The organism is Microbacterium sp. UNCCL10, from assembly GCF_000746195.1.
Taxonomy (GTDB): Bacteria; Actinomycetota; Actinomycetes; order Actinomycetales; family Microbacteriaceae; genus Microbacterium; species Microbacterium saccharophilum.
Window position 1 is genome coordinate 261,571 of the sequence record NZ_JQKT01000007.1, and the last position, 13,249, is coordinate 274,819.

Sequence of the window (13,249 nt, forward strand, 5' to 3'; positions counted from 1 at the left end):
CGGCCCTGACGGGCGACGCACGGTGGGCGACGCACCTCGGGCGAGGCCTCAGTCGACGAAGCGGACCCAGTTCGCGCCCGTGCCGGTCTCGGCCTGCTGCAGGAGCTCGAGCCGGTCGGCATCCGCGCGGTAGAGGGAGACGGTCGTCGACTTCTCGCCCGCGGCGACCAGGTACGCGCCGTCGCGGCTCACCGCGAAGCCGCGGGGCTGCGTCTCGGTGACGGTGAAACGGTCGGCGGCGAGAACCGACCCGCTCGCGGCGACCCCGACCGCCCCGAGCGTGCTCTCGGTGCGCTCGGACGCCCAGAGCCGGCGCCCGCCCTCACCGATGTGGAGGTCCGCGCCCCAGATGTAGTGGTGCGCGAGCGGGTCCTCATCGATGACGCTGCGCCGGAGACCCTTCGTCGTGTCGTAGGCGGTGGCTTTGTCGAGCGGGGTCAGCGTGCCGTCCTCCGTGTTCCGCGCGAAGTGCAGGACCTCGGCGGTGAACTCGGTGAGGACGTAGACGGCATCCTGCGCGTCGTTCAGGACGAGGTGGCGCGGGCCGCTGCCGGCGGGGCATGCGACGGTCGGAGGGTCGAGCGGGGTGAGGGTGAGGTCGTCGCTGATCGCGTACTGCGCGACCAGGTCGGCCCCGAGCGAGACGAAGTACGCGAAGCGTCCGTCGGCGCTGGGGAGCACGGAGTGCAGGCGCGGGTAGGCGATCGTGCTGACCGGTTCGCCGACGACGCCGTCGACGATGGGGGCGAGGATGCCGTACCCGCCGCCGTACGACGCGCCGAGCAGGGCGGTCCCGTCACGGGTGAGCGCGAGGTAGTTCATGCCGCCGCGGGGGAGGTCGGTCGTGCTGCGCGGAGTGAGGCGGCCCGACTCTCGGTCGAGGGCCAGGGTCCGGATGCCGGGGACGTCGCCCTTGACGGCGGCGTAGACGAGGTCGCGCGTGGCGTCGACGACGAACGTCGAGGTGCCCGGGAGCCCGTCGGTCACGGCGAGACGGTCGAGCGCGCCGTCGGCGAGGCGGAACGTGCTGATGGAGCCGTCACCGGCGTTGGCCACGAGGACCAGGGGCGTTTCGGAGGTCACGGGTCGAGCCTAGTTCGGCTGGGTCGGCGGCGTGGCGCCTGCTCGCGAACGCCCCCTCCTCCACGAGCAGGATCGGCGGAATGTCGTCCACAGGATGGTCCGCGCGTTCGAACAAATGTCCGAGGGTGGGAGCAGAATGCAGATATGACATTCCTCGCCGAGGTCGCCTCGAGAGCACGGGCCGTGGCCGCCCATGATGCTCTCGATGTCGAGCCGGCGTCGCTGCCGGCGGTGCTGCGGAGGATGCCGGATGACGCGGTCGTCGCGCTCCTCGAGGAGGCGTCTGCGCTCATCGGCTGCGCAGAGCGGCTGAAAGTCGCGGCCGCGGGGGTGGTCGCGGAGCGATCGGCCGCCCCGCATGGGGGACTGGCGGGCACGCTCGGGCATCGCTCGCCGGTGACGCTCGTGCAGGAGATCACGGGCGGATCCCGGGGCGAGGCGAGCCGCACGGTCCGAGTGGGTGCCGCGCTTCTGGAGGGTCCGCCATCTGCGCCCGCCCATCCGTGCGGGGAGCCGCCTGTGCCGGCGTTCGTGTGGCACGCCGGACTCCGCGACGCGATGCTGGGCGGGGCGGTGACGGCGGCGCAGCATGACGCGATCCGGCGCGGCCTCGGCGATCCCGCAGAGTGCGACGGCGCCGCGGAGGTCTGGGCGATCGCCGCGCAGCAGCTCGTGGGCGAGGCGCCCGGCATGCCCGTCGAGGAGCTGGCGAAGCGCGCCCGCGCCGTGCGCGACGCCCTCGACCCGGTGGGTGCCGGGGAGCGCTTCGCGCAGAGGTTCGCGGGCCGCGCCTTCCGGACGTGGACGGATGCCGACGGCGTCCACCACGCCCGCATCGACTTCGACGACGAGACCTTCGCGTGGGTGCAGTCCATCACGGATGCCGCCCTGCGGCCGCGCCGCGGCGGCCCGCGCTTCATGACCGACCTCGAGCGGGCCCAGGCGGACGAGCTCGTGCGCGACCCGCGCACGAACGAGCAGCTCGCGTACGACCTGATGATGGACGTCCTGCGCGCGGGCGCCCTTGCTTCCGCGGAGGATGTGTTCGGTGCGCGGCAGCCAGGCGTCCGGCTCGTCGTCGTCAAGGATGCCGTGGGCCCACGCGATCCGTTCGGGCGCTTGCTCGCCGTCGGAAACCTCGAAGACGGCGGCGAGGCCCTTCCCGGCGCCGTGCTCGACCGCGCCCTGTGCGACACCGGGTCGGTGACCGTGACGGTCGACCGCTGCGGCAACCCGCTCGACGTCGGACGCGAGCAGCGACTCTTCTCCGGGAAGCAGCGCGTGGCGCTCGCCGTCCGCGACGGCGGATGCCGCTGGCCGGGGTGCGACCGTCCGCCGTCGTACTGCGAAGCGCACCACGCGGATCACTGGGAGGAAGACCACGGCTGCACCGACATCGACCGCGGCGTTCTTCTCTGCCGCTTCCATCACCTGCTGCTGCACAACCAGGGCTGGAAGATCAGCCGCGACGGCACCGGGCCGTTTGTTCTCCATCCGCCCGGCGGGTCGGGGGAGAGCGTCGCCCTCCGCTCGAAGTCGCCGGTGCGCTGGGCGTGGGATCCGCCGCCGGACCGCGGTGGCTGGCGCGCGGCATGAGGCGCGCGGCGTGAGGCGCGCGGCGGGAGGCGCGAGGCATGAGGCATGAGGCGTGCAGCATGAAGGGGACGGGCGAGAAGCGCGCCGGTGCCGCTCTGGTAGGATCGTCCGTTGGAAGTGTGTCCGAGCGGCCTAAGGAGCATGGCTGGAATCCATGTAGGCGGGGTAACTCGCCTCGCAGGTTCAAATCCTGTCACTTCCGCCACCAGATGAGCGTCGTCCCCACCGAGGGGCGGCGCTCATCGGCGTTTCCGCCCGGGTTCCCCACCGGCTCGCGGAAGGAATCTCGAGGCGGTGGGAACAAATCCCGCCCCGCGGGCCGTTGTCACACGAGGTCACATCGACCCGCGGCATCCATCCCCGCGTCTACCGTCGACACACGCGCTGCGGCGCACACGAACCATCCGGCGATCGCCATCCCCCAGGAGACCCTCCCGTGACTTCCACACGCCCCACCGCGCCCGTCGGCGCGCGCACCGTCAAGCCGAAGAAGCCGTTCTACCGGTCGTTCGGGTTCCAGATCACGATCGCGCTCATCGCGGGCATCGCTCTGGGCCTGCTCGCCCGCCAACTCGGGCCGGACGCCGAAGGCAACCCCAACGGCCTCGCGGCGACGCTCTCCACCATCGGCAGCGCGTACGTCACGCTGCTGAAGGTCGCGGTCGTCCCGCTCATCTTCACCGCGATCGTTGCGAGCATCACCCAGCTCCGCAAGGTCACCAACGCCGCCCGCCTCGCCGGCCAGACTCTCCTCTGGTTCGGCATCACGGCGCTCATCGCGGTGACGATCGGCATCGTCCTCGGCGTCACCGTGCAGCCGGGCAACCGCGTCGACCAGTCGCAGCTCGCGACCGGCGACCCGTACACCGTCGGCACGTGGTGGAACTTCCTCAAGGGACTCATCCCGCAGAACTTCCTCGGCCTCACCGTCTCCAGCTCGACCGACCCGGCCGGCGCCATCACCTCGACGGTCGGCTTCAACGTGCTGCAGGTCATCGTCATCGCGGTCGCCGTCGGCATCGCCGCGCTCAAGCTCGGCACGCGCGCCGAGCCGTTCGTCGCGTTCACCGAATCGTTCCTCAAGGTCATCCAGCGGGTGCTGTGGTGGATCATCCGCATCGCGCCGATCGGCACGCTCGGCCTCATCGGCTCCGCCGTCGTCACCTACGGCTGGGAGAAGCTCACGACCCTGCTGTGGTTCGCCGTCGCGATCTACCTCGGGCTCGCACTCGTCCTCTTCGTCGTGTACCCCGTGCTCCTGAAGGCCAACGGCCTCTCCATCCGCCAGTACTTCTCCGGCGTGTGGCCGGCCGTGCAGCTCGCGTTCGTCTCACGGTCCTCGATCGGCACCCTGCCGCTCACGCAGCGCGTCACCGAGCGGAACCTCGGCGTGCCCCGCGAGTACGCCTCGTTCGCGGTGCCCCTCGGCTCGACGACCAAGATGGACGGCTGCGCCGCGATCTACCCCGCCATCGCCGCGATCTTCGTCGCGCAGTTCTTCGGCATCGAGCTCTCGCTGGTGCAGTACCTGCTCATCGCGCTCGTCTCCGTCGTCGGGTCGGCGGCGACCGCCGGCACCACGGGTGCGACGGTCATGCTGACGCTGACCCTGTCCACCCTGGGCCTGCCGCTGGAGGGCGTCGGCCTGCTGCTCGCGATCGACCCGATCCTCGACATGGGCCGCACCGCGGTCAACGTCGCCGGGCAGGCGCTCGTCCCGGCGATCGTGGCCAAGCGCGAAGGCATCCTGAACCAGGACCTGTACAACGCCCCGCGCGACGGTGAGCCGTTCGCGGACGACTCCGGCGACGACGACGAGACGACGGATGCCGTCGCAGCGGCGCCGGTCGCCGCGACGGCGCCCGCGCCCGCCACGGACGCCAACCCGCAGGGCGAACCCGCCCGCATCTGACGTACGTCACGAAGCCCCGCCCGGTCACGATCGGGCGGGGCTTCGTCATCCCTGCCGTTTGTCGCGGTGGCGCGGTGGCGCGGTGGCGCGGCGGCGGCGTGGCGGTGGCGTGGGCGCGAGCCGGGGCGCCGCCGTTCGCCCGCGCCGAAGTGCGGGTCGGGCGGCCCCGCACCCGTCATGTGGCGCGGGCGAAGCGTCCCGCGGTTGTTCGCCCGCGCCGAAGTGCGGGTCGCCGGGCCTTGCACCCGCCATCTGGCGCGGGCGAAGCGTCCCGCGGTTCTTCACTCGCGTCGAAGTGTGGGTCGCCGGGCCTTGCACCCGCCATATGGCGCGGGCGAAGCGTCCCGCGGTTGTTCGCCCGCGTCGAAGTGCGGGTCGCCGGGCCTTGCACTCGCCATGTGGCGCGGGCGAAGCGTCCCGCGGTTCTTCACTCGCGTCGAAGTGCGGGTCGGGCGGCCCCGCACCCGCTCGCGGACGCAGCCGCCGTGCTACGCCGAGGCGATGCGGTCGGCGAACGCCGAACCCGGGCGGATGATGAGCGACCGCGGCAGCAGGAGCGCCCGGGCTTTCGCGCGCGACTCCGCCGGCGCGGCATCCAGCATCCCGATGCGCACCTTCTCGGCATCCTCCGCGGCCCGCGCGCCCGCCTCGGCCGCGCCGGCCCGCGCGTAGCTGGCGTGCTCGACGGCGTTCACGAGCCGCCGCATCTCGTCGGAGGGCGCACCGTGCGCCTCGATCAGCCGCATCCCGAACGCGCGCGGCGACTCGGAGGCCGGCACGGGGGCGCCGAGGTCGATCGCGACGTCCTGCACGATCCGCCACGCCGCCGTGATGTCGCCGGACCGCGCGCGGCGCGTCAGCATCCGCAGTCGCAGGGCGCGAAGCGTCGTCGGCGTCACGCCGAGCACCAGGATGATCCCGATCGTCACGAGGTAGGGGCGCAGGTCCACCAGCTGCACGCTCCCGGGCGCCGCCGTCGCGTCGTCGTCGAAGTCCGGGTTCACCGGTGTCGCCGACGGGGTCGCCGTCGGCGTCGCGGTCGGACGCGGACCCGCGACATCCTCGCCGTCGTCGTCGACGCCCGCGATCGCCGCGGGCAGGAAGCGCGGCACATCGCCCAGGCTCTTCGTCGGCTCGAACGGCACCCAGCCGATCCCCTCGAAGAACACCTCCGGCCAGGCGTGCAGCTGGCTCATCTTCACCTCGGCGACCCGCTGGTTCTCCTCACGGTCGTTCGTGAGGGTGCCGGGCAGGAACCCGACGACGATGCGCGAGGGCATGTCGAGGGTCCGCGCCATGAGGGCGAACGCCGCGGCGAAGTGGCTGCAGTAGCCCGCCCGCACCTCCAGGAAGCGTGCGATCGCGTCGGCGCCCTCGCCGTCGAAGCCGTCCTGCACGGGGGCGAGCAGCGAGTACGTGAAGTCCGGGCCGCGGAACCACGACTGCAGGGCCGACAGCCGGTCGAAGTCGTTCGTCGCGCCCGCCGTCACTTCGAGCGCGAGCGCCTCGATGATGGGCGGCAGCCCCTCCGGCACGACGTCGACGTCGACGTTGCCTCCGTCCAGTCGCGCCTCCGCACCGCGGATCTGCTCCAGCGTCGGGCGCGGCAGGTGCGTGACCACCTCGTACGACTGGCCGAGCGTGTTGCTCTGCGGCGTCTGCACCGTCCGGTTGTAGGGCACGAACCGCCACAGCCCCTCGGTGCCGTCGACCCCGACGGCGGGATACGCGACCGGAAGGTACGCCGAGGACAACTGCTCGATCGTCACGTTGGTGCGGTACTCGGTGACCCGGATGTCCTCGTCGGCGACCACGTCGTCGAACGCGAACTCGGTCAGCGGCACCGACCGCAGACGGTCCGGCTCCCACCGCGCGCCCGTGAAGGTGGACAGGGTCGTCGCCCGCAGGTACGGGATGGACGACGCGTTCGTCCGCACCCGGAGCGCCGTCACGTCGCCGCGCTGGCGCAGGTCGTCGCCGAGATTCAGCGTCGGGTCGATGGTCGCCGCGAGCCCGTTGCCGCCCGCGCGGACGACGGGCGGCGGCAGCGACGGCGCCGCGACGATCGCGCCGACGATGGCGACCGTGCCGATCGCCGCCGCGACGGCCGTGACGCCGGCGCCGTCGGCCCGGCCGCGCGGCGGGACCGTCTCCCGCGTCCGGGTCTCGGCGCGGATGAGAGCGAGGACCGCGACCGCCAGCACCGCGAACGCGAGGACATTGACCCCGGACGGCACGGCGATCGCCGGAATGAGCCATACCGTGACGAGCGCGATGGTCGCCAGCAGCGGCATCCGCGCCGTCAGCACGACATGGTCGAGGGCGATCGTGAGGATCCCCATCGCCGCGACGATGATGAAGCTCACGGCCCGCGTCGGCTCCAGCGGGGCGACGCCGAGGAGGATCTCGTTGGATGCCGACTGGATCAGCACCGGGATCTGGCCGAACGACTCGGGCGTCGGGAGGAGGGCGAACAGCGCCGTGTCGGCGAAGAACATCACCGTCACCGCGCCCGCCCCCACCGCCGCCTCCAGCAGCGTCACCGCGACGGCGGGCACGCGCAGGCGCCGGGCCACGAAGCCGATCGCGAGGAGCGCCGCCGTCAGGGTCGCGACGGCGAAGGTCCAGGCGCCGGGGTCCACGACGCTCAGCAGCGGCGCCAGGGCGGCGAGGAGCGCGATGTAGAGGGCGAGGGTGAGACGCCGCTCGCCGCGGGGGCGGGTGGCCGGCGCGGGCGTGCGTTCAAACGCCGACACGGCGCGATCCCCGGTCGAGGGCCGCCAGCCACGCGACGGCCAGGTCGGCGTCGGGCGGGATCGCGGCGGCGTGCCAGCCGGCATCCACCGACAGGGCGAGGGAGTCCTCGTGCGGTGCGACGGTCAGCAGGATCGGCAGTGTGCTGTGGTGGGCGAGCGGGGCGAGGATCGCCGTGTCGGCGTCGTCGATGCGCCCCGTGACGAGCACGAGCGGCCCGGTCTGCGTCCCGGTGAAGAGGCGCACGAGCTCCTCCAGCGCGACGTCGCGCCGGGCGGTGACGGTCGCGAAGGCGACGGTCAGCTCGTCCACGCCGGTCGCGTCGCCGGCATCGACGGGCGGCACGAGATCCGTGCCGTCGACGTCCATGACCGTGACGATGTAGCCCTCGCGGGCGAGGCGCGCGACCACCGAGACGCACGCCGTCACGCCCATCTCGAAGCCCGGATCGGTGCCGGGGGCGCGGAAGGCCTCGGGCGTCCAGCGGTGCACGCTGCGGTCGAACACGACGACGGCGGACGGCGTCGACTCCTGCTCCTCCTGCCGCACCATGAGCGCGTCGCGGTGCGCCGTCGCGCGCCAGTGGATGCGGCGCATCGAGTCGCCCGGCGTGTAGTGCCGGGGGATGAGGTTGTCGGTGCCCTGCCCGAGCTGATCGGTCGTGGAGTGCATGCTGCCGCCGGCTTCGCCGGGCAGGTCGGTGAGCGCGCCCAGCTCGATGACGGCGGGAGCGATCGTCAGCGGCACCGTGTCGCCGATCGTGTGCCGGCGGCGGGCGAAGCCGAACGGATCGGTCGACGTGACCGACAGCGGCCCGATGGCGCGCACGCCGCGCCGCTCCGTCACGACGGCGTACTCGAGGTCGATGGCGTGCGTCCCGGCGCCCATCGCCGACGCCATCGCCGGGAAAGCCCCGGCCGCGGTGCCCGTGATCCCGTCCGGCAGCCTGTCGACCCATCTGCCCTGCGCCGCCGGCAGGGGGGAGCGGATCTCCACACGCGCGCGCACGATGTTCTCCCGGCCCGCCGTCGCGATGTCGGGGATGAAGACGCGCGTGACGCGCTCGGTGCGCCGGACGAGATAGAGGGTCGCGACGCTCGCGGCGACGACGGCCAGCAGCAGCGCGCTGACGTACAGCAGCTCGGTGATCGTGAACTCGTACGCCAGGATGAAGCACAGGATGCCGAGCAGCACCGCCCCCGTTCCCCGGAGCGTCAGCGGCCACACCCTCACGATCGGCCTCAGCGCGTCGCGACCGGGACCCGGACGGAGCCGGCGATGCTCTGCAGGATCGACGCCACCGCGTCGGTCATCGACCGCCCGCGTGCGGCGCCCGATCCGCGTGCCGCGATCATCCGATGCGCGAAGACGGGTTCCAGGAGCGCCGCGACGTCGTCCGGGATGACGAACTCCCGCTGGTCGAGGGCCGCCCAGACCTTCGCGGCCCGCACGAGCTGCAGCGTCGCCCGCGGGCTCGCGCCCAGGCGAAGATCGGGATGCTGGCGCGTCGCGCGGGCGAGGCCCACCGCGTACTCCTCGATGGCGGGGGAGACGTGCACGTTCCGCGCCCATGCGACGAGCTCCCGGACACGGTCGGCGGCGATGACCGGGGTCACGGCATCCAGTGGGTTCACGGTGTCCCGCTGGCGCAGCATGAGGGCCTCGTTCGCGGCATCCGGATAGCCCATCGAGATCCGCATCATGAACCGGTCGCGCTGCGCTTCGGGGAGGGCGTACGTGCCCTCCATCTCGAGCGGATTCTGCGTCGCGACGACGAGGAACGGCTCCGGCAGCGGGTGGGAGGTGCCGTCGACCGTGACCTGGCCCTCCTCCATCGCCTCCAGGAGGGCGGACTGCGTCTTCGGAGACGAGCGGTTGATCTCGTCGGCGATGACGATGTGGGCGAAGATCGCACCCGGCTTGAACTCGAACTCCCGGTCGACGGGGTTGTAGACGCTCACGCCGGTCACATCTCCGGGAAGCAGGTCGGGCGTGAACTGGATGCGGCGCACGGTCGCCTCGACGGATGCCGCGAGCGCGCGGGCGAGCATCGTCTTGCCGACACCGGGCACGTCCTCGATGAGCAGGTGCCCCTCGGCCAGCATGCACACGAGCGCCGCGCGGACGGCGTCCGGCTTGCCGTCGATCACCCGCGTGACCGAGGCGAGGATCGCATCCGTCGTCTCGGCGAACTCCTCCGCCGTCATCGTGCGCGTGCGCGGCGCGACGTCCGGGACACCGGTGATCATCGGCGTGCTGTCATCCGGCATGCGGCCCCCCTGGTCCGTCACGTGCGATCGGCGGCGCGTCCTCGCGCTCGCCCTTCGATGCTAGCCCCGTCGGGGCGGCCCAGGTCTGTGAGTCGGCTAGACTTGTGTCAGCTCTCCGCGAGGCGGCATCTCGGCCAACTCCCCCAGGACGGAAACGTAGCAAGGGTAACCGGGCTCTGTCGGGTTCGCGGAGAGTCTTACTTTTCCCCGGTGCCTTCCGGTCCGCCCTCGGCGGCCCGCGCCTAGGCTGGGCGGGTGGCTCAGAGCATCTACATCACGTCGTCCGAAGGTCATTCCGGGAAGTCCACCATCGCCCTCGGGGTCCTCGACTCGCTCAGCCACGCGACGCCGCGTGTCGGCGTCTTCCGCGCCATCGCCCGGTCCACCGACCAGCGCGACTACGTGCTGGAGATGCTGCTGGACCACGACGGCGTCGACCTCGGGTACGACGAGTGCATCGGCGCCACGTACGACGAGGTCCGCGCCGACCCGGATGCCGCCCTCGGGAAGATCGTCGAACGGTACAAGGCGGTCGAGGCGCAGTGCGACGCCGTCGTGATCGTCGGCAGCGACTACACGGATGTCGGCAGCCCCGCCGAACTCGGCTACAACGCCCGCATCGCGGCGAACCTCGGGGCCCCCGTCCTGCTCGTCCTCTCCGGTCAGCCGGCGGAGGGCGACCACATCGGCGACACGGGCGGACGCACCCCCGAGCAGATCGGACAGCTCGCGACGCTCGCCCTCACCGAGATGTCGCACGAGCGCGCCCGCCTGTTCGCCGTCATCGTCAACCGCAGCCTCCCCGCGCGCCGCGCCGAGATCGTGGAGCACGTCGCGGCCGTCGTGGCCCCGCCCGCCGGCGGCGACATCGGCGTCTGGGCGGTCCCGGAGGACGAATACCTCGTCGCGCCGTCGGTCCGCGACATCATGCGGTCACTGGATGCCACCCTCCTCAAGGGCGACGAGGAGCTGCTGACCCGCGAGGTGCTGCACGTCGTGGTGGCCGGCATGTCCCTGAACAACGTGCTGCCGCGCCTGGAGGAGAGCTCGATCGTGACGATCGCCGCCGACCGCACCGACGTGCTGCTGGCGACCCTGCTCGCCAACTCGTCGGGCACCTTCCCGTCGATCTCCGCCATCGCCCTGAACGGCCCGTTCCCGCTGCCCGAACCAGTGGACCGGCTCATCGACGGTCTCGAATCGCCGCTCCCGATCCTCTCCACCGACCTGGACACCTACGAGACGGCGCGGCGCATCATGACGACCCGCGGGCGTCTCGCCGCCGACTCGCAGCGCCGGTACGACACCGCGCTGGCCCTCTTCGAGCAGAACGTCGACACGACCGATCTGCTCCGGCGGATCGGCATCGCGCGCGCCGACGTCGTCACGCCGCTGATGTTCCAGTTCCAGCTCATCGAACGCGCCCGCGCGCACCGCAAGCGGATCGTCCTGCCCGAGGGCACCGACGACCGGGTGCTCCGCGCCGCCGCCACGGTCCTCGCCCGCGGCGTCGCCGACATCACGATCCTCGGCGAGGAGGCCGACGTCCGCGCCCGCGCCGGGGAGCTGGGCATCGACCTGCAGGCCGCGCAGGTGCTGAGCCCGTTCGACCCCGAATACGTCGAGCGGTTCGCGGCGGAGTACGCGGGCCTCCGCTCCCACAAGGGCGTCACGCTCGCGCAGGCCGCCGACACCGTGACCGACGTGTCGTACTTCGGCACCCTCATGGTGCACCTGGGCCTCGCCGACGGGATGGTCTCCGGCGCCGCGCACACGACGGCGCACACCATCCGGCCCGCGTTCGAGATCATCAAGACCAAGCCGGGCGTCTCCGTCGTCTCCAGCGTCTTCCTCATGGCGCTCGCCGACCGGGTGCTGGTCTACGGCGACTGCGCCGTCATCCCCGATCCGACGAGCGAGCAGCTCGCCGACATCGCGATCTCCTCCGCCGCCACGGCCAGCCAGTTCGGGATCGACCCGCGCGTGGCGATGCTGTCGTACTCGACGGGGGAGTCCGGGTCCGGCGCCGAGGTCGAGAAGGTCCGCGCCGCGACCGTGCTCGTCCGCGAACGCGCGCCCGAGCTGCTCGTCGAGGGGCCCATCCAGTATGACGCCGCAGCCGACGCCGCCGTCGCGAAGGCGAAGATGCCCGACTCGGCCGTCGCGGGACGGGCGACCGTGTTCGTCTTCCCCGACCTGAACACCGGCAACAACACGTACAAGGCGGTGCAGCGCTCCGCGGGCGCCGTCGCGATGGGTCCCGTCCTGCAGGGCCTCAACAAGCCGATCAACGACCTGTCCCGCGGCGCACTCGTCGAGGACATCGTCAACACGATCGCGATCACGGCCATCCAGGCCCAGGAAGAGGCATCCGCATGAGAGTCGTGCTCGTCATCAACAGCGGGTCGTCCTCGTTCAAGTACCAGCTGATCGACGTCGAGACCGAGACGGCGCTCGCGAGCGGGCTCGTCGAGCGCATCGGCGAGCAGGTGGGCGCCGCCAAGCACACGGTGCTCTTCCACGGCGCAGGCGTCACCGCGACGGATGCCACGTACAAGAGCGAGCTCCCCATCCCCGACCACGCCGTCGGGTTCCAGGTGATGCTCGATGCGTTCGCCGCGCACGGGCCCTCGCTCACCGAGACCCCGCCGGTCGCGATCGGCCACCGGGTCGTGCAGGGCGGCGCACGGTTCTTCCAGCCGACGCTCATCACCGACCTCGTCGAGATCAACATCGACGACCTGTCGGTGCTCGCCCCGCTGCACAATCCCGGGGCCGTGCAGGGCATCCGCGCCGCCCGTGCCGCGTTCGCCGACCTGCCGCACGTCGCCGTGTTCGACACCGCGTTCCACCAGACCCTGCCGCCGGCGGCCTACACGTACGCCATCGACCGGACGATCGCGCGGAAGCACCGCATCCGCCGCTACGGCTTCCACGGCACGAGCCACAAGTTCGTCAGCGAAGCCGCCGCCGCCCACGTGGGGCGCCCGCTGCGGGAGCTCCGGCAGATCGTGCTGCACCTCGGCAACGGGGCGTCCGTCACCGCGATCGACCGCGGGCGGTCCGTCGAGACGTCGATGGGCCTCACCCCGCTCGAGGGCCTCGTTATGGGCACCCGGTCCGGCGACCTCGACCCGTCGGTGCTGCTCGTCCTCTCCCGGCGCGAGGACATGTCCCCGGGCGAGCTCGACACGTTCCTGAACAAGCGCAGCGGCATGCTGGGTCTCGCCGGCGCGTCCGACATGCGCGACATCGAAGACCGCCGCGCCGCCGGGGACGGCCCCGCTTCGCTCGCATTCGACGTGTACATCCACCGCATCCGGGCGTACCTCGGCGCCTACATCGCGCAGCTCGGCGGCGTGGACGTCATCTCCTTCACGGCGGGCGTCGGCGAGAACTCCGCCGTCGTCCGCGCCGCCGCGCTGGAGACCCTCGGCTTCGCCGGCGTCCATCTCGACGCCGAGCGCAACGATGCCCGGGGGCGCGGCATCCGCACGATCTCGACGGATGACTCGCCCGTCACGGTGCTCGTCGTCCCCACGAACGAAGAGCTCGAGATCGCCCGGCAGACCCTCTCCGTCGCGGGAGCGTGACGCCCTCCTCCGACGCCTCTCGGCACGCGCCCGGCATCGGG

At 72.1% G+C, this 13,249-nt stretch carries 8 protein-coding genes, 1 tRNA gene and 1 other RNA gene; 6 read left to right on the top strand and 4 right to left on the bottom strand.

The window, feature by feature from the left end; genetic code table 11:
• Positions 1-48: 48 nt before the first annotated feature.
• Positions 49-1,083: a lactonase family protein gene (locus BR85_RS01480; protein WP_028494921.1), complete on the bottom strand. Its 1,035-nt coding sequence runs from the start codon at positions 1,081-1,083 to the stop codon at positions 49-51.
• A gap of 144 nt (positions 1,084-1,227) precedes the next feature.
• On the opposite strand from BR85_RS01480, the gene BR85_RS01485 reads away from it, so the two are divergent.
• From BR85_RS01485 to BR85_RS01495, 3 genes are all read left to right on the top strand, one after another.
• A complete protein-coding gene (locus BR85_RS01485; RefSeq protein WP_028494922.1) occupies positions 1,228-2,679 on the top strand; it encodes an HNH endonuclease signature motif containing protein in 1,452 nt (483 codons plus the stop codon).
• Positions 2,680-2,792: 113 nt separating this feature from the next.
• Positions 2,793-2,884 (top strand) — tRNA-Ser (locus BR85_RS01490).
• Between the two features lie 231 nt (positions 2,885-3,115).
• Complete coding sequence (locus BR85_RS01495) at positions 3,116-4,591, top strand: dicarboxylate/amino acid:cation symporter (RefSeq protein ID WP_051526107.1); 1,476 nt, start codon at positions 3,116-3,118, stop codon at positions 4,589-4,591.
• 488 nt (positions 4,592-5,079) lie between these two features.
• Here BR85_RS01495 and BR85_RS01500 read toward each other — a convergent pair whose 3' ends face one another.
• The 3 genes from BR85_RS01500 to BR85_RS01510 are packed head-to-tail and all read right to left on the bottom strand — an operon-like array spanning position 5,080 to position 9,594.
• Complete coding sequence (locus BR85_RS01500; protein ID WP_028494923.1) at positions 5,080-7,347, bottom strand: transglutaminase TgpA family protein; 2,268 nt, start codon at positions 7,345-7,347, stop codon at positions 5,080-5,082.
• Positions 7,334-8,578, bottom strand: a complete 1,245-nt coding sequence (locus BR85_RS01505) for a DUF58 domain-containing protein (RefSeq protein WP_231478543.1) — start codon at positions 8,576-8,578, stop codon at positions 7,334-7,336. The genes BR85_RS01500 and BR85_RS01505 overlap by 14 nt, the downstream gene beginning before the upstream one ends.
• Positions 8,579-8,586: 8 nt before the next feature.
• Positions 8,587-9,594 (bottom strand): AAA family ATPase, encoded by a 1,008-nt coding sequence (locus BR85_RS01510; RefSeq protein WP_051526217.1) that lies wholly within the window; start codon positions 9,592-9,594, stop codon positions 8,587-8,589.
• A gap of 127 nt (positions 9,595-9,721) precedes the next feature.
• Between BR85_RS01510 and ffs the strand changes: the two genes are divergently transcribed.
• From ffs to BR85_RS01520, 3 genes are all read left to right on the top strand, one after another.
• An RNA gene (gene ffs, locus BR85_RS15090) (signal recognition particle sRNA small type) lies at positions 9,722-9,818 on the top strand.
• A gap of 52 nt (positions 9,819-9,870) precedes the next feature.
• Positions 9,871-11,994, top strand: a complete 2,124-nt coding sequence (gene pta / locus BR85_RS01515) for a phosphate acetyltransferase (protein WP_028494926.1) — start codon at positions 9,871-9,873, stop codon at positions 11,992-11,994.
• Positions 11,991-13,208 carry an acetate/propionate family kinase gene (locus tag BR85_RS01520; RefSeq protein ID WP_028494927.1) on the top strand — a complete coding sequence of 406 codons (1,218 nt, stop codon included), beginning with the start codon at positions 11,991-11,993 and terminating at the stop codon, positions 13,206-13,208. The genes pta and BR85_RS01520 overlap by 4 nt, the downstream gene beginning before the upstream one ends.
• The last annotated feature ends 41 nt before the right edge of the window (positions 13,209-13,249 follow it).

Excerpts from the sequence above, each read along its gene's own strand:
- BR85_RS01485 (WP_028494922.1), top strand. The coding sequence starts at position 1,228 with ATGACATTCCTCGCCGAGGTCGCCTCGAGAGCACGGGCCGTGGCCGCC.
- BR85_RS01520 (WP_028494927.1), top strand. The coding sequence starts at position 11,991 with ATGAGAGTCGTGCTCGTCATCAACAGCGGGTCGTCCTCGTTCAAGTAC.
- BR85_RS01510 (WP_051526217.1), bottom strand. The coding sequence starts at position 9,594 with ATGATCACCGGTGTCCCGGACGTCGCGCCGCGCACGCGCACGATGACG.